At 44.0% G+C, this 17,370-nt stretch carries 19 protein-coding genes; 14 read left to right on the forward strand and 5 right to left on the reverse strand.

The window, feature by feature from the left end:
• Positions 1-44: 44 nt before the first annotated feature.
• Positions 45-704 (reverse strand): ribose-5-phosphate isomerase RpiA, encoded by a 660-nt coding sequence (gene rpiA, locus ACHUET_RS05975; protein ID WP_394211454.1) that lies wholly within the window; start codon positions 702-704, stop codon positions 45-47.
• 300 nt (positions 705-1,004) lie between these two features.
• On the opposite strand from rpiA, the gene ilvA reads away from it, so the two are divergent.
• From ilvA to ACHUET_RS06015, 8 genes are all read left to right on the forward strand, one after another.
• The gene (gene ilvA, locus ACHUET_RS05980; RefSeq protein WP_201549083.1) at positions 1,005-2,558 is read left to right on the forward strand and encodes a threonine ammonia-lyase, biosynthetic; all 1,554 of its coding nucleotides are present in this window, start codon (positions 1,005-1,007) and stop codon (positions 2,556-2,558) included.
• Positions 2,559-2,702: 144 nt separating this feature from the next.
• A complete protein-coding gene (locus tag ACHUET_RS05985; protein ID WP_394211485.1) occupies positions 2,703-3,053 on the forward strand; it encodes an excalibur calcium-binding domain-containing protein in 351 nt (116 codons plus the stop codon).
• A gap of 99 nt (positions 3,054-3,152) precedes the next feature.
• A complete protein-coding gene (locus ACHUET_RS05990; protein ID WP_394211456.1) occupies positions 3,153-3,575 on the forward strand; it encodes an RNA-binding S4 domain-containing protein in 423 nt (140 codons plus the stop codon).
• A 207-nt stretch (positions 3,576-3,782) separates the two neighbouring features.
• Entirely contained in the window at positions 3,783-4,280 is a 498-nt protein-coding gene (locus tag ACHUET_RS05995; RefSeq protein WP_394211458.1) for a low molecular weight protein-tyrosine-phosphatase, read from the forward strand.
• A gap of 198 nt (positions 4,281-4,478) precedes the next feature.
• Entirely contained in the window at positions 4,479-5,627 is a 1,149-nt protein-coding gene (gene murB, locus ACHUET_RS06000) for a UDP-N-acetylmuramate dehydrogenase (RefSeq protein WP_394211460.1), read from the forward strand.
• The gene (locus ACHUET_RS06005; RefSeq protein ID WP_075107411.1) at positions 5,617-6,390 is read left to right on the forward strand and encodes a YdcF family protein; all 774 of its coding nucleotides are present in this window, start codon (positions 5,617-5,619) and stop codon (positions 6,388-6,390) included. The genes murB and ACHUET_RS06005 overlap by 11 nt, the downstream gene beginning before the upstream one ends.
• A 129-nt stretch (positions 6,391-6,519) precedes the next feature.
• The gene (ccoS, locus tag ACHUET_RS06010; protein ID WP_227675672.1) at positions 6,520-6,795 is read left to right on the forward strand and encodes a cbb3-type cytochrome oxidase assembly protein CcoS; all 276 of its coding nucleotides are present in this window, start codon (positions 6,520-6,522) and stop codon (positions 6,793-6,795) included.
• Between the two features lie 99 nt (positions 6,796-6,894).
• Positions 6,895-7,773 (forward strand): sulfite exporter TauE/SafE family protein, encoded by an 879-nt coding sequence (locus ACHUET_RS06015; protein ID WP_394211463.1) that lies wholly within the window; start codon positions 6,895-6,897, stop codon positions 7,771-7,773.
• 113 nt (positions 7,774-7,886) lie between these two features.
• Here the strand turns inward: ACHUET_RS06015 and ACHUET_RS06020 are convergent, their stop codons facing one another.
• Together ACHUET_RS06020 and ACHUET_RS06025 are read right to left on the reverse strand one after the other, a co-directional pair.
• Entirely contained in the window at positions 7,887-9,041 is a 1,155-nt protein-coding gene (locus ACHUET_RS06020) for a DEAD/DEAH box helicase (RefSeq protein ID WP_394211465.1), read from the reverse strand.
• 278 nt (positions 9,042-9,319) lie between these two features.
• Positions 9,320-9,535, reverse strand: a complete 216-nt coding sequence (locus ACHUET_RS06025) for a cold-shock protein (protein WP_192992921.1) — start codon at positions 9,533-9,535, stop codon at positions 9,320-9,322.
• 417 nt (positions 9,536-9,952) lie between these two features.
• On the opposite strand from ACHUET_RS06025, the gene aroQ reads away from it, so the two are divergent.
• Together aroQ and ACHUET_RS06035 are read left to right on the forward strand one after the other, a co-directional pair.
• Positions 9,953-10,489 (forward strand): type II 3-dehydroquinate dehydratase, encoded by a 537-nt coding sequence (gene aroQ / locus ACHUET_RS06030; RefSeq protein WP_394211468.1) that lies wholly within the window; start codon positions 9,953-9,955, stop codon positions 10,487-10,489.
• Positions 10,490-10,645: 156 nt separating this feature from the next.
• Positions 10,646-11,947, forward strand: a complete 1,302-nt coding sequence (locus ACHUET_RS06035; protein WP_394211469.1) for an ABC1 kinase family protein — start codon at positions 10,646-10,648, stop codon at positions 11,945-11,947.
• Positions 11,948-11,993: 46 nt separating this feature from the next.
• Here ACHUET_RS06035 and ACHUET_RS06040 read toward each other — a convergent pair whose 3' ends face one another.
• Complete coding sequence (locus ACHUET_RS06040) at positions 11,994-12,824, reverse strand: ion transporter (protein ID WP_075107416.1); 831 nt, start codon at positions 12,822-12,824, stop codon at positions 11,994-11,996.
• A gap of 318 nt (positions 12,825-13,142) precedes the next feature.
• Between ACHUET_RS06040 and ACHUET_RS06045 the strand changes: the two genes are divergently transcribed.
• From ACHUET_RS06045 to ACHUET_RS06060, 4 genes are all read left to right on the forward strand, one after another.
• Positions 13,143-13,892, forward strand: coding sequence for a YebC/PmpR family DNA-binding transcriptional regulator (locus tag ACHUET_RS06045; protein ID WP_201598675.1), 750 nt, complete (start codon positions 13,143-13,145; stop codon positions 13,890-13,892).
• 194 nt (positions 13,893-14,086) lie between these two features.
• A complete protein-coding gene (locus tag ACHUET_RS06050; RefSeq protein ID WP_201598674.1) occupies positions 14,087-14,419 on the forward strand; it encodes a FeoA family protein in 333 nt (110 codons plus the stop codon).
• Between the two features lie 96 nt (positions 14,420-14,515).
• Positions 14,516-16,435: a ferrous iron transport protein B gene (gene feoB, locus ACHUET_RS06055; RefSeq protein ID WP_394211472.1), complete on the forward strand. Its 1,920-nt coding sequence runs from the start codon at positions 14,516-14,518 to the stop codon at positions 16,433-16,435.
• A gap of 9 nt (positions 16,436-16,444) precedes the next feature.
• Positions 16,445-16,570: a FeoB-associated Cys-rich membrane protein gene (locus ACHUET_RS06060; RefSeq protein ID WP_394211474.1), complete on the forward strand. Its 126-nt coding sequence runs from the start codon at positions 16,445-16,447 to the stop codon at positions 16,568-16,570.
• Positions 16,571-16,683: 113 nt separating this feature from the next.
• Here the strand turns inward: ACHUET_RS06060 and ACHUET_RS06065 are convergent, their stop codons facing one another.
• Positions 16,684-17,268: a methylated-DNA--[protein]-cysteine S-methyltransferase gene (locus ACHUET_RS06065; protein WP_394211475.1), complete on the reverse strand. Its 585-nt coding sequence runs from the start codon at positions 17,266-17,268 to the stop codon at positions 16,684-16,686.
• Between the last annotated feature and the right edge of the window lie 102 nt (positions 17,269-17,370).

Genomic DNA, 17,370 nt, shown 5'->3' on the forward strand with positions numbered 1-17,370 from the left:
TGCCTTTTTTATTATTCAATTTTTAGCAAGCGTATGGATATGAATTAACGCGTGAGCGTCGTCACGCCATTTGCACCTGCTTTTAATAGAACATCAGCTTGGTTCGCCGCAAAAATACCATTACAGACCACACCGACGATATTATTCAGCTCTTTTTCTAGCGCAATTGGATTGCTCACATCCAAGTCATAAGTATCTAAGATAACGTTACCATAATCAGTGACAAAGTCTTCACGATATACTGGTTCACCGCCCAATTTGGCCAATTGACGAGCCACATACGAGCGAGCTTGTGGCAGTACTTCAATTGGTACTGGAAACGCACGACCTAAGATCTCAACGCTTTTGCTCTCATCGACCATACAAACGAACTTTCTAGACGCTGCCGCGACGATCTTTTCACGCGTCAGCGCACCGCCGCCGCCTTTAATAAGTTGCAAGTGCTCATTGACCTCATCAGCACCATCAATGTAAACATCGAGCGTACCAGCAAAATTCAAATCAACGATTTCGATACCAAGCGCACGAAGCTTGTCTTCAGTCACTTGTGAGCTGGCAACCGCGCCAGCAAGCTTCAATTGCGGCAACAACTCAATCAAACAGTTGACCGTACTACCTGTCCCTACCCCAAGTATCATATCGTCTTCAATATAATTTAAGGCGGCGCGGGCGGCGGCTTGCTTTTGTGCTTGCTGATCACTCATCATAAATCCTTGGAAAATAAACGTATGGTCTTAAAAAAAGTAAAAGGCTAAAAGAGATAAAATGCGCGGCTATTATAACTGATGATATTCATGGATGTTAGCGCAATCATGACCTTAATTTGCTTGTCGTATGATACGTCTCTAGTACTGGTCTGTTATCGATCTTCGCCACACATCTTCAATTCATTCACATACGAGCATGAAATCCCAAGAAAACTGCAATTGAGTCTTGCAAGATACTCAAAATCAGCATAGGCTAATCTATTTCGTTTTTTATATTCATTCTGTTTAGGGATTACTATGCTGTCACACTGGGTACGAGCCATATTACAAGCCACCGTCTATGACGTTGCTATTCAAACACCACTTGAAACGGCGCCCAAGCTGACCCAACGTTTTGCCAATGACATTCGATTCAAGCGTGAAGACTTACAACCGGTCAAATCCTTTAAATTGCGCGGTGCCTATAATCGCATCAGTCAATTGAGCGATGAGCAAAAAGCGCGCGGTGTGATTTGTGCTTCAGCGGGCAACCATGCACAAGGCGTGGCTTACTCTGCACGCAAACTGTCACTGAACAACATCATCGTCATGCCAACCACGACTCCTGATATCAAAGTAGATGCCGTCAGAGCACTCGGTGGCAATGTGGATCTGCACGGTGATAGTTTTGATCAAGCAAACCGCTATGCAATAGATCGTGCTGAGCGCGAAGGGCTGACTTTCATACCACCTTATGATGATGAATTGGTGATTGCAGGACAAGGAACCATCGCGCTTGAGCTGACACAACAATGGCGCAACATGGATTACGTCTTTGTCGCGGTTGGGGGTGGCGGTCTCATCTCAGGTGTCGCCGCATTTTTGGGAGAAGTGGCACCGCATGTCAAAGTGATCGCGGTAGAAGCGGAACAATCAGCTTGCCTAAAAGCCGCACTTGAAGCGGGCGAACGTGTCAAACTTGAGCAAGTGGGATTGTTTGTCGATGGCGTAGCAGTCGCGCAGATTGGTGAATTGCCTTTTGACGTTGTGCGTACGCAAAAAAGCGATAACTCCGGCCCTGTCGTGGAGCCTAACGTCGTCACCTGTAGCAACGATGAAGTCTGCGCCGCGGTCAAAGATGTGTTTGAGGAGAGCCGCAGTATCGTAGAGCCTGCAGGTGCGTTGGCAGTTGCTGGTATGAAAAAATATATCACAGCGAACAATATTCAAGGTAAAAACTGCGCGGCCATCATTTGCGGCGCTAATATGAACTTTGACCGTCTGCGCTATATCGCTGAGCGTACTGAAATTGGTGAGAAAAAAGAAGCCATCTTTGGGGTTACCATCCCTGAACAAACAGGCGCTTTCTTGAATTTCTGTCGCAGTCTGCATGGTCGTAATATCACTGAGTTTAACTACCGTGCTGACAGCAAAAAATCGCCAGATTCTATGGAGCCTGCCTCAATCTTTGTCGGCATCGCGTTAAAAGAAGGCGAAAAAGAACGTCAAACCATCAGCAGCCAACTGGCAGACGATGGCTATACCGCTCACGATCTGACTGACGATGATATCGCCAAGTCACATATCCGTCATTTGATTGGTGGCCATGCTAAAGTCGAAAACGAGCAGCTACTACAAGTGATATTCCCAGAGCGTCCGGGCGCACTGCTGACTTTCTTAGAAAAATTGGGCGATGACTTTAATATCACTTTATTCCATTACCGTAACCATGGTGCCGCTGAAGGTCGGGTGTTGGTTGGCTTACAAGCCTCTGACAGTAACTCGCGCCAACTACAAGACGCCCTTTTAGATATCGGTTACGACTGTACGACGGTCAATGACAATATTGGCTATCAGTTGTTTTTAAGATAGTAAAAATAGCTATAAAAATTCAAATCCAATGGCGGTTTTTAAGTCGATTAAAAACTGCCATTTTCATATTAATAATAATTATGAGCTGGCAGGTATGGCACAGTGATAAACAAAGTATTAGTGATATTGACATGTCTGCTTTTCGTGCTTATAGGTTATAGAGTCCTTCAACCTAAAAACACGGTACATCAACCTGCAACCAATGCAGCAGCAGATATCGTAACGCAACCTACTCTTACTTCTAATGACGTTGATAATATTGATGACATACCGCCAACATACGTTGACTTGGGGCCTATCTCAACATCAGAGTCAACCGTAACTCCAGTTTTATCTACACAATCAGCAACATCAAAATTTTCATGTGACGGCAGAACACATTGCTCACAAATGACATCCTGTGCTGAGGCAACTTACTTCACAAACTACTGTCCTAATACCAAAATGGATGGTAACCACGACGGTATACCTTGTGAACAACAATTGTGCAACTGACCCACAATCACAAAAATCCATTTGCAAATAGTAAATTTGCCCTAATATTATTTATATAAAACCATGATTTAATATAAAAACGAATGCAAAAGGATGCTTATGAATAAAAGTACAAATAATAACCCTCAAAGTCTGGCCAAAATTCGTCTTGATAAATGGTTGTGGGCAGCCAGGTTTTATCGCACACGTACGCTTGCCAAGCAAGCAATTGAAAGCGGACGTGTCCATTATGGTGGTAGCCGCGTCAAGACCAGTAAAGAAATCTCAGTCGGCGACGAGCTAACCATTCGTCAAGGATCAGCTACTGCCATGACCGAAAAGACTGTCGTTGTTGAGGCGCTATCTGCACAGAGGGGCAATGCGACCGCCGCTGAGGTATTATATTCAGAGACCAAAGAGAGCGAGACGCGGCGTGCTTATTATGCCGAACAGCGCAAACTTGCCAACCTTGCACGCCCTGATAACAAGCCGAATAAAAAAGAGCGCCGGGACTTAAAGCGCTTCAAAAGCAATCAAGATTGATATAGCATTACCCCCGCATCACCCAGTTATATATAGCATTGTCATAAACCTATTATTAAGTGACGCTATTGTCCAGTCTCTATCCTTGCCATTCAAGCGATTAAGCGTTACGCTAGTCGTTGGTTCAATCGATTGCATGCTAATAAAAGCCGCATTAACAATGCTGGTCTCTTATAGCATGTTTTTTTTGTTATAGAAGGTCATATTATGCTGATGAAAGCCTGTACTCCCTCGTCTGTATTATTGGTTTGTTTAGGAAATATCTGCCGTTCACCAACTGCTGAGGAAGTTTTTCGTCAGCAAGCGGCAATTGCTGGACTCTCAATAAAGATAGACTCAGCAGGTACCAGTGATTCACATGTCGGCGACAAACCTGACCCACGCTCGCAGCGTCATGCGAAATCACATGGCTACAAAATTAATAAATTGGTTGCACGCCAGGTAACCGCTAATGACTTTCGCGATTTCGATTTAATCTTGGCCATGGATTCACAGAATTTGGCCGACCTGCAAGCTATTAAAGACGGCATTACAGATACAGAAGATGACTTGGCAAAGCTGGCCCTCTTTAGTGAAGAAGACCCTACCTACGGCGGTAACGATGTACCGGATCCCTATAAAGGCGGTAGCGATGATTTTGAAGAGGTGATCGAGCGCATCGAATCAAGCGCACAAGCTTGGATCGAAAGCTGGAAAGCTTGCTAGCCATAAATTCTATATTTCTGCTACTCTTGCATCCGGTATCCTTTATAATATAGTTAACCCTCTATAAAAGAGCTACAGCGTTAACCGCGCTTGAAGTATCAAATATACGTCTGCACTCAGTTGCATTGTATCTCTTTTACATTGAATCAACTATAGCTACCTTATTATTTATTATCCTTTTGCCCCATAGGCTATGTTATGACCCAAGTTGCACGCCTTGATCTCAATGCTCAGACCACGACTGTAAACGACTCATCAGCAAATCTGTTGGTCAGTAGTTTAGTCGATTTGTCACATAGCAATACGATGGCACTGGCCTGTGTCGCTGATTCTGTAGTGACGTTGACTAATGAGGCACAGCTTGATGACTTTATGGCAACCTATGCAGAGGACGTAGAGCATCAGCTGTCATTATTTGTCTTATCTGGCGGTAGCAATGTTTTATTGCCAGCAGCGTTAAATGCGGTGGTATTGCAACCCAAAATGCGCGGTATTCACCTGACTGCTCAAACTGATAGCTATGTCGATATCGAAGTAATGGCGGGCGAAAACTGGCATGATTTGGTCGTACATACAGTCAATCAAGGCTGGTATGGGTTAGAAAATCTTGCGCTCATACCTGGCTTAACTGGTGCAGCACCAGTACAAAACATTGGTGCTTACGGTGTACAGTTAGAAGACTGCTTACAATATGTACGCGCTTATCATTTACCGACACAAACTTGGCACCATTTATCAGTAGCCGACTGCCAATTTGGCTATCGTGACAGTATCTTTAAACGCACGCCAAACACATGGCTTATTAGTCGCGTCGGTTTCAGGTTACATACTGATCCTACCAATATTTTAGCCAGCTATGGGGATGTCCAAACAGTAGCACAGCGCTATGCTGAGCAACAAGGGCGCGAGCAAGCCAATCCTCATGACGTTATGCAAGCCATTATAGATATTAGACAACAAAAGCTGCCAGACCCAAAACAGCTACCTAACTGTGGCAGTTTTTTTCAAAACCCTATTATCGCTCAGGAGCAGTTTACGGCGCTACAAGCAATCTATCCAGCTATCGTTGGTTATCCGATGCCTGACGCAATGGTAAAAGTTGCGGCAGGTTGGCTCATTGAGCAAGCAGGATTAAAAGGGAGCGGCATCGCACCCATCGTGACTCATAAACATCAGGCGCTGGTACTGACCAATCATACCCCTCATCAAGCCACTCAAGAAGATGTGGCAACTGCACAGCGCTATATTGCCAACATCGTCTATGAGAAATTTGCAATTCAGCTATCACGTGAGCCAGTTTGGGTGAATGCTGATGGCTTAATTGGATATGCTGAGCATGTGGTCTAAACAATCATGGTCTAAACGCTTATGGCGAAACTATTTGCGTTCAGCCGAACGAATGGTGAAGCTATTTCGTATCATCAATATTACCTTTGTATTAGGCTCGACGTCTGTTATTTTAGTCCTAATCAGTTTGTTCACACCGCTATTTTCACAAGCCGTTGTTTATATATTTGCGCTTCTTCCTTTACCAAAAATGCCTTCTGCTGCTATGAGCTCTCCGCCGACTGCTTACGTGGTATTAGGCGGTGGTCTAACTAATGATAATAACAATCAAATCATCCTCAATCGCTATAGCCTGAATCGTGCCCGTACTGCTGCAGGCGCTTACCACGATCTTCCCTTACCCATTGTACTAAGTGGCGCTGAAGCCCCTTGGCTCGGTCAGTGGCTCATTGAGCATGGTATCGATGGGCTGATAAGCGAAAATGCCAGTATGAATACGTGCGAAAATGCCCGTTTTACAGCCAAGCGTATTCCGCTCCATCACGTTTACCTTATTACGGATAGCTATCATATGGCACGTGCGCGTAGACAGTTTGCCTTGAATGGTATTAATAGCACACCGCTTAGCGCGCCATTGCCAGTTAGACGTGACTGGATGAAACCTGCGCAAAACCTAAGTCATTCACGGCGGGCTGTTTATGAAATCGCCGCCTATCTACGGGATGTGATACGTCCGCAAATGAATTGTCGTCACGCCGATGACGTGACTTCACAGCAACTCCTAACACCGCGAGGCAGTGCCAAAAAAGCATCTGATGAATAGGTTTTTATACTAAACGCGCAGCTAATATCGTCTTATGATGCTACGCCTCATTCTAATCGATACAAATCATCCACTGCATTTGCGATGGGTGTATAATAATAAAAGACACTGCTATCGAAGAGAGTTACCATGCTCAGTATATTTTTATTAATCCCATTAAGTCTCATGCTATTTGTGGTTGCCATCTGGGCGGTGCGTTATGCGGTAAAATCAAACCAGTTTGAAGATTTGGACAATGCATCACAGCGTATCATATTGGATGATCGTCAAGAGCGCAGGCAAACCATGCAAGCTCATGAGCGCGCGGTGCAGTCTCAGCCTTCTGCGAATACCGAGCCGTCAGAGGATAATGTTAATAAAGATACAGTCGTTCACACTGATGTAGAGAAAAACCCAAAAATCTAACCTTTATCCTCTTCTCTGTTCATCGTGTAATGATGAGCTTTTGTTAGATAATAATCGTGTCTATAGATACGGCCTTTATGACTTTTAGGAGATGCATCCATGACCATGGCTTTACTTGTTGCGGCATTACTGATGGGTTTTTTTGGCTCGCCGCATTGTTTGGGTATGTGTGGCGGTCTTGTGACGGCATTTGGTCTGTCTATGAAAGATGTCAGTCCTACTAAACGCCGCGCTTTGGTGGCCACCTACCATCTTGGCCGTCTAACCAGTTATGCATTATTGGGTTTGGTCGCAGGCCTTATTGGTGTCACGGTATTAGCGCCATTGATGCAGGGCAATAGCATGCCGCGCATCTTGTTAGGACTGGTACTAGTATTCGTCGGTGTTACCATGCTTGGCGCGCCGTTTTTGACCAAGCTTGAACGTTTTGGCATGCGCTTTTGGCAATACCTTAGCCCGCTGCGTCAAAAGGTATTTCCACTCAATACTTTTCCGCGCGCACTAACAGCAGGTTTGCTTTGGGGCTTTTTGCCTTGTGGTTTGGTATACGGCGCTCTACTGATTGCTGTCGTCGCTCACAACCCATTAAGCGGTGCTGCATTGATGTTTGTATTCGGCTTAGGGACCATACCGATGCTAGTTGCAACGCACGAGACAGTTGGCTGGTTACGTGACAAGATTGGTCGTTTTCGCTTAAGGCAGTTAAATGGTGCGGTGATGGTACTCTCAGGTTTGGCAGTTGTTGTCGTTCCTATGGTCATGACAAATATGCATAGCGGGCATGGTGGTGGACACGCACAGATGGATCATAGTAGCCACTCTGCTATGATGTCTGAGACAGATGCTCATGACATGGATCAGACGAATCACAATATGATGCCAGCTATGGATCATGATATGCAAGACATGGATAATCATATGGATCATAGCATGCATGATATGGGCGATGACGCCACCTCCATGAATCATGCTCAATAATTTCTAACATATAATTTGAGTACTGCGTTCACTTTACCAAGCATAGAAAAAACCCTTAATATCCAAAATGGTATTAAGGGTTTTATTGGTTAAATGATATCCATTTATAGTAATTATTCCTGCCACTGCTCAAGCGTAAACTTGGTCTCTAAATGCTTCTCTAATGCTGGTATATTAAATGCGTCATCTTCACTGACAAAGCTAATGCTAATGCCTGTTTGCCCAGCGCGTCCCGTACGACCAATACGATGGACATAATCATCTGGTTGATCCGGCAAGGTATAGTTGACGACATGACTGATATCATCGACATGGATACCGCGCCCTGCAACATCTGTCGCCACTAAGATAGACGCGTGACCATCTTTAAAACGCTGCAAGTACTTCTCACGTTTTTGCTGAATCACATCACCTGAGAGCATGACAATCTTATGTGCTTGACGCAGTTTATGATAGAGACGCTTGACTTGATCTTTGCGATTGGCGAATACAATGACCTTTTCAACAGCCTCATCACTAATAATACGCTGCAGGGCTTCGAGTTTTTGATCTTCTGTCAGTAAGTAAAAGTGCTGATCAACCAATTCGCTGGTTTTGTGTTCTGGCTCGATTTCCACAAACTGCGGCTCATGCAACCAGCGATACGCCAAATTCATCACATCTTGGTTAAAAGTAGCAGAAAACAGTAAGCTTTGACGGTCTGTATTGGCAGGCATACGACCTACTAAGCGCTTGATATCAGGGATAAAGCCCATGTCCAGCATGCGGTCTGCTTCATCCAATACCAACACCTCTACTCGATCTAAATACACCATGCCTTTATTGGCAAGATCAATCAGACGGCCAGGCGTTGCCACCAAAATATCAACGTATTGGCGCTCAAGCTCATGCTGCTGGGTTTCGTAATTGGTACCCCCCATGATACAGACACTATGCAGCGACGTATATTTGGTCAATGCAATGCAGTCGTCAAATATCTGCTGAGCAAGCTCACGCGTTGGTGCCATAACGACTGCACGTGGCTCACCGAGATAGCGCTCTTCATCATGAGTAAAAGGACGTTTGAGTAACGCCTCCATAATAGTCAGCAAAAACGTTGCTGTCTTACCGGTTCCCGTTTGTGCCTGTCCGATGGCATCTTGATTTGCTAATGTATGCGGTAGTATTTTTGCCTGAATAGGCGTTAATTCAGTGAAGCCCAAATCACTCACGGCGCGTAATGTCGCGTCTGAAAGTGGCAAATCAGTAAACGTTGTAAAATTACTCAAAAAAATATCCTTTTAAATTAGTTGCTTGCATTTTATCAATCACAAATCAGCTCACAATAAAACTTTATACTGACATAAGCGTGACCAATGGCAGTCGCAACATTATATCTATAGATGGCCGCTAGACATACGGGTACAAAAAAAGCCAAGCCCAGTACCTGACCTACCAAATATGCTGCTGTTAACTCAACATGGGTAAGACAATATGGGCTTGACTCAGTAGTATATCAGTAGTTCGTACAGACATTATCATTAAACCGCTTTAATGTCTGGATAGATTACTCTTCTATCTTTCTGACTTCTTCAGCTTGTAGACCTTTCTCACCTTCTACGACACTGAACTCAACTTTTTCGCCATCTTTCAAAGAACGATAGCCATCACCCTGAATCGCGCGGAAATGGACAAAAATATCTTCTCCGCTATCACGTTGAATGAAACCAAAGCCTTTTGAGTCATTAAACCACTTAACGATACCTTGCTCACGAGCTGACATAATATTACTTCCTAAAAAAGTTCGCTTAGCCCCAAATTCCTTTGCAACATTGCATATAAACGGGATCTAAGATGATGAAATCAAAAACTTAAAAGTACCAATCTAGCCACAGTCATCTTTAAAACGCTTATATAAAAGAAAGCCAATTTTGCAAACTATCTCTCATATCAATGACAGTAACAAACTTGCAATATTTATTGCATAAAAAATATCATAGCACGGGTTTTTAGCAACATAAAGACTTTTAACACGCTTTTTAATGCATGGGTGAGTTTTTCCTGTAATTTTTTTATAACCCAGCCTGCAAGCTGTTATTATAATGGGATACGCTGGTTCAGCTTATGCAACCTATTTGTCATGCACACCTTATTCATTATAATAAATCATCCACATATTTAAATAGCGACAGAGATTACTATGACGTCCTCTTCTCCATCTACAGCAGCAGAAAATCCTGCTGACCAACACATTGATCAGACACTCAATCACAAAATGCTATTAGTGAATGGCGTCAACCTAAACTTATTGGGTAAGCGTGAGCCTGAAATTTATGGCCATATGACGCTGGTAGATATCGAAAAACGCTTGGTCGAGCGAGCCGCTCAGCACGGCATTGAATTAATTTGTATACAGTCAAACCATGAAGGCGATCTAGTAGATAAGATCCAACATTACGGCTTATTAGCAGACAAATCTGCCCAAGCTGATGCTATTATTATCAATCCTGCTGCATTTACCCATACATCAGTTGCACTACGTGATGCCCTATTGGCCACGCAAAAACCCTTTATAGAAGTACATTTATCCAATGTTCATGCGCGCGAGCCTTTCAGGCATCATTCCTATTTGAGCGATGTCGCAGTCGGTGTCATCTGTGGTTTGGGTCATATGGGTTACGAGATGGCATTAAATTACTGGCTAAGCAATATTTATACAATCAATACAATCACTTAAGGTGTTGTTTGATTGTATTGATTACTGGCTTTGTTAATAAAGTAAAACTTCTTATTTTTCACACATTTTGTTTTTCACACATTAGTCAAACAGTAATTGTCTGATGAAAATAATAGAATTATGGCTGAGCAAACAATCCACTATATGGTGATATGAATGGCAAAAACGTCCGGAAAGCGCTTTATGAAACTCGCTGGCATGACAGCAAGTATTGCCGGCAAAGCAGCTAAGAACTCGTTTAAGCATCTCTCGAGTGACGAAGAGAAACGCCTGCAGGCTCGCTCAGACTTGATGCAAGACGTGGGTATCCAGATTGCCGAGACATTGGGTGAGATGAAAGGTGCGGTGATGAAGGTAGGACAGATCGCCTCACAGTACAAAGACGTTTTTCCACCTGAGGTTGCCACTGCTTTAGAAAAACTCCAAAAAGATGCCCCGCCGATGCCTTATGCGCAAATACGTGCACAAGTTGAGCGTGAGCTAAAAGCCCCTATAGCAGAGTTGTTCAGTGAGTTTGAAGAAATGCCGTTTGCTGCCGCATCTATCGGACAAGTGCACAAAGCTACTTTATTATCTGGACAAAGAGTCGTGGTCAAAGTCCAATACCCTGATGTGGATGAAAACTGTGATAGTGATCTCAAGCAAGTCCGCATGGCACTAAAGATTGCAGGCGTGCTCAATATGAGTAAACAGTTGCAAGAGCAACTCTTTAACGAGATTCGCCAAAGCTTACATGATGAGCTGGACTATACCAAAGAAGCTTATAACTTACGTGTGTTTGGTGCTTTTCATGCAGATGATGAGGGCCTTATCATTCCTAAAGTTATCAGCAGCCATTCTTCCAGACGGATTTTGACCTTAACCGAAGAGATGGGAGAGACATTGACTGTCGCTGCGACGTGGGACAATGACATCAAACAAAAAATAGCAGAGCGCCTGTTTCATTTTACCGCAGGACAGTTATTTGGCCTCTACCGTATGCACTGTGACCCACATCCAGGCAACTTTGCCTTTCGTCATGACGGCAGCGTCGTGGCTTATGATTTTGGTGGTATCCGTAGTTACAGTGATAGCGAAGTTCAATTGTTCCGTCGTTTCGCCAAACACGCTATCAAAGGCGATGTGACCGCACTTGAGCAAGATCTCGTCGCCTTAGACATTCGCCGTGACGATGATAAAAACATCCCTGGCGAGTTTTATGAAAAATGGCTATCCATTGGCCTCAAGCCATTATCTATCAGCCCATATCAAGAAGGTGCGTTTGATTTTGGCAGCAGTCAGATACATCATGATGCCATTGCGCAAATGCGTACCTCATTGAAATACTTCGGCCAGTTTCAGCCCTCTGCCACAACGATGATGCTAGATCGCACTATATCAGGGCAGTACTGGAACTTGGTAAATCTAGGCGTTGAGACTGACCTCTCACCGCTGGTTGATGAGTACATTGAGGTATAGATAAGCGAGCCATCAGTAGTGATATAAAATCTATCACTACCTATCATTAGATGTGGAGCGCGTGTCCGCAGCGATCGCAAAAGTCTGCGCCCACTGCATGACCGAATTTACCACAGTTTGGACAAGTGACAGGATTAAGCTGTGGGCGCATATTACGAGCCAGCTCAGAGGTAAAAATACCGGTCGGTACGGCAATAATCGAATAACCTGTGATCATAACCATGGTTGCAATCGCTTGGCCTAACGGCGTCTTGGGCGACATATCACCATAACCAACCGTCGTCATCGTGACGACCGCCCAATAGATAGACAACGGAATACTAGTAAACCCGTTTTCAGGCCCCTCTACTACATAAATAATTGAACCAAAGATGGTTACCAATAGCACAAGCGATAAGAAAAATACCGTAATTTTCTGCTGACTGGTCTTAAGTGCAGAAGCCAAAAAACCTGCCTGTTGCATATAGGCTTTTAGTTTGAGGACACGGAATACACGTAAGATACGCAGTACTCGTATGACTAGTAGATACTGCACCCCTACAAACAGTAAGCTCAGATAGCTTGGCAAAACAGACAGCAAATCCACTATCCCAAAGAAGCTAAACGCATAGCGCAAACGATTGGGTGCTGAAAACAACCTTAGCGCATACTCAATGGTGAACAGAATAGTAAAAAACCACTCTGCATAAAAAAACAATGTGCCATATTGCAAGCGCATGTACAACACACTATCAAGCATGACGACAGCAACACTGGCCAAAATCGCAATCAATAATACAATATCAAAGAGCTTACCCAAACGGGTATCTGTACCTTCGATAATGATATGCGTACGGTTACGCAAGTGTGTTAGGGCTTCGGCGGTTGGTTGCTTCATAGAATCAGTAACTTTATAAAATCAATGGCTTGATAGCATTCCATGACTTAAAATGTGATGGATAAGGGCAAGTTGGTCAAAATAGTTAAAACTGGTTTATAATATTGCTCACTTATCACAGTGAATACAATCTATAATTTGCCACAGTGTAGCAAAAAAGCACTCTCAACAACATACAAATCGTTAACGTGCAAGTAGCGCTACTACCTTATATAGACAAAGTAATGATAGTATAAAACAAGGTGATCAGACATCGAAGGCTGTGATTCATCGCCTTTTTGCACATAAAAAATAATACGTAAACCTTAAGGATGTTATATGGCAGGCCATTCAAAATGGGCAAATATTAAACACCGTAAAGCCCGTCAGGATGCAGTAAAAGGTAAAATATTTACCAAAATTATCCGTGAAATCGTCTCAGCTGCCAAACAAGGCGACCCCGATCCTGACAAAAACCCGCGCTTACGTGCTGTTATCGAAAAAGCGCTATCAGTCAATATGACTCGCGACACGATTAACCGTGCTGTCGACCGTGGTACAGGCGGCGGTGATAATGAAAACATGGAAGAAGTCAGTTACGAAGGCTACGGTGTTGGCGGTGTAGCGGTACTGGTCGAAACCATGACTGACAACCTCAATCGTACTGTCAGTGAAGTCCGTCACGCCTTTACCAAATGCGATGGCAACCTCGGTACATCAGGATCTGTGGCGTATCTGTTTACTAAACGCGGCGAAATCACCTTTAATGATGTGAGCCTAGAAGATGAAGTCATGCTAGCTGCACTAGATGCGGGCGCCGTTGATATCGAAAACGATGGTGAAAGCTTACTTGTCATTACTGAGTGGGAAACTTTCGGTCAAGTTCAAGACGCGCTTAACGCTGCTGGTCTTGTCTCTGACAATGCTGAAGTCACCATGTCACCATCTACCACGGCTGAAATCGACAATGTGGAAGATGCTGAAAAGATCCTAAAGATGATCGATATGTTAGAAGATGCGGATGATGTGCAAGAAGTTTATACTAACGTAAACTTCTCTGCTGACGTCATGGCGCAGCTTGAGGGATAGCTAAGACAGCTTCAGATTTTCTTAGTAGTACTGAACTTTAGTATTATAAAACCAGATGGTGTCATACTGTCTGGTTTTTTTGTTATCACAGCACTCTCTTATAACGGTTGTTTTTCTCATAGACGAGGCATATAATCACACAAAAATAGTAATAGTTATCATTTGCAAAGATGCAAATAACTAAGGACTTTTATATGAGTGTGACGCTTTCACCTTCTTATTCTACCGCTACTGACGCTCCTACTCTGACAAACGCATCGCCTGTATGTTCATTATTAGAGCTAAACAAACGCCAGCCTGCCATTATTGACGAGATTGTTGCCAATCATCGCTTCGGTGAAATCGATGGTGCCATTAGCCAACGGCTCAAAGACTTAGGATTTTTGCCCAATACATTGGTTCATATTGTTGCCAAAGGTCTGTTTGGTAAGCCGCCTTATGCCGTGCAGCTAAGTACGGGCGCTCAGTTTAGCTTACGTGCTGACGAGCTGATGAAAATCAAATGCCGCGCCATCACATCAGCGTAAAAACACATGATCAATCTGCACCGATAAACCAGTCATCCTCTGCTTTATCCAAACAGCTTCCTCATATACATTCCTCCAGAAGCGATGCATAAGCTTATGTCCTCTTCAGTATCCATCTCAGTACCAATCAAACAAATAAAAGCCAGCACTGCACCTATCACACTAGCTTTGGTAGGCGCACCCAATTGCGGTAAAACCGCCACCTTCAACGTGCTAACAGGCTCCAAAGCCAAAGTAGCCAACTATTCTGGCGTCACCGTTGATAAGCGCAGTGCTGCTCTGCTTGGTCATAGCAATGTCAATATTTTGGACCTGCCCGGCACTTATAGCTTAAAAACAGCCAGCCTAGATGAAGAAGTCACTCGTAAAGTGCTCTTCGGTCAAATGCCTGGCGAATCTGTCCCTGATGGGATTATTTTTGTGGCGGATGCCACCAACCTACGTATGTCACTACGGATGCTACTTGAGCTAAAAAGCTTAGGCTTACCGATTATTGTCGCACTCAATCTGAGTGACGTGGCACATAGCCGTGGTCTGGTCGTAGATGAAGCGATATTATCTGATGAGCTGGGCGTACCTTTTGTCAAGACCGTTGCCATTAAGCGCAAAGGTTGCGAGCCGTTAATGAGATTAGCTGGTGAGCTGATCGAGTATATCAGTGACAGCGACAAGCCCATCCATTTCTTTGATGGTGATAGCGACACGCACACCATGTATCAACAGGCTGATGATATTCTGAGCCGAGCGGTGACAAGTGCACAACGTTTGCCAAAATGGCATGAGCGGTTGGACCAGTTGACATTGCATCCCGTCATAGGGGTAGTTATTTTGCTGATGATCCTATTTGTCATTTTTCAGGCCGTCTATGCATGGGCCGCGCCGCTGATGGATAGTATCGAATGGTTGGTTGGTAGTGTGGGCACACTGCTGATGCAATGGCTACCAGATGGTATCTTACAGAGTCTTATCGTCGATGGCATTGTGGCTGGTGTGGGTAGCGTCGTGGTGTTCGTACCTCAAATCACATTACTATTTTTATTCTTATTGATACTAGAAGACTCAGGATATTTACCGCGTGCCGCGTTTTTGTTAGATAATTTATTATCCAAAGTAGGACTATCTGGACGCTCATTTATTCCATTGTTATCCGGTTTCGCTTGCGCTGTGCCCGCTGTCATGTCTACTCGTACGATACCGAGCCATAAAGAACGCTTGATGGCCATTGCAGTACTGCCCATGTTGACTTGTTCGGCGCGTCTACCGATTTATGCACTCATCATTGCAGCAGTGATACCCAGCCAAACAGTGCTTGGCATATTTAATTTGCAAGGCATTACTTTATTTATACTGTATGTTGCGGGCACATTATCAGCAGCGCTAGTTTCATGGTTATTCAAACGCTTTCATAGTGCAAAATCAGAATCTTCTGCTTTTCCTTTATTAATGGAACTACCAACTTATCGCATGCCCAATGTGAAGCATATCGCTGGTGAACTTTGGGACAAAGTGAGTGCGTTTTTAAGAAAAGCCGGTACAGTGATTTTCACGCTATCTGTGGTGTTATGGGTGTTAGTCACTTTTCCATCTGCACCTGCAAATGCCGTTGGCCCTGCTATTGATTATAGCTTTGCTGGTATGCTTGGACATTTGATCGAGCCAATTTTTGCGCCCATTGGCTTTACCTGGCAGATGTGTATTTCTTTAATCCCAGGACTGGCCGCGCGCGAGGTCGTGGTGGCAGCGCTGGGTACGGTATATGCAGTAGGCGGCGTGGGTGATGGGGCCATCAACCAAACGCTTATTCCTATCATTCATGCTCAATGGGGTCTGGCCACTGCCTTTGCCTTTTTGGCCTTTTATGTATACGCCCCAATGTGTTTGGCAACCCTCGCGGTTATTCGCCGTGAGACTAAGTCATTGAAGCAGACTTTAGCCATTACTGGCTATCTGTTTGTGCTGGCTTATACGATGGCTTGGATAGTCTACCGCATCACAGGACAAATTTTTGGATTTTAAGGAGCTGATATGAATACATGGTTAGAATACTTGATTGTCTTTATCATCGTTGCTATCTCTGTCTATTATGTATGGACAAAGATTATCTTTAAGAAATCTCGAGGCTGCTCTGGCTGTAATAAATGCGCCAAATAGCCAGAATACTACATAAAGGCAGCACCACATAGAAAAAAGCACCAAACCCGATTACAGGCTTGGTGCTTTTCTATATATTTAAGAACTTAATGGATACAGTGCTATATTCGCTACTACGATCTACATTTGACCCCTTCAAGCGCTAGCAAATATTTCTTTTTGTCCAGCCCGCCCGTATAGCCACCAAGCTTACCGTCGCTCGCAATCACTCGATGACAAGGCACAATAATACTAAAAGGATTTTTGCCATTAGCCTGCGCAACCGCACGGAACCCTTTTGGGCTATTAACACGCTGCGCGAGGGTAGCATAGCTGATGGTTTCGCCATATTCAATCTCTTGTAGTGCCCGCCATACGCTTTGTTGAAACTCAGTACCCATAGAAAAATCCAAGGGTAAATTCAATGTCTTACGTTTACCAGCAGCGTAATCTTTGAGTTGGAAAATCGTTTCTATCAATAAAGCTTGAGTAGGCTCTTTCATGCTTAGGCTATTACTGTCTATAAAAGTAAAGTCTTCATCTGTCAGGCCATAATATTTTTTAAGCTTGGGGACAGATTTTGAGCTATGCCAAGTATTACCAGGCAGCAGCCAGTTGGCTTCAACAAGCATAGGCTGACTATGCTTGCTGACATGCTCATTAGCATGGGCTATCAGCGTTAATTGATGTGACCCAAAAGCTGCTGTGGTAACTATCATAGCGTCTACTTCCATATTATCTTAAGGTGGTGTGTCAGAAAGTATGCTGAAGAAATAAAGGAGGGTGACAGCCAAAGCAAGATGATATATTTGAGGTTATGA

The organism is Psychrobacter piscatorii (genome assembly GCF_043641605.1).
GTDB classification, from domain to species: Bacteria; Pseudomonadota; Gammaproteobacteria; order Pseudomonadales; family Moraxellaceae; genus Psychrobacter; species Psychrobacter piscatorii_C.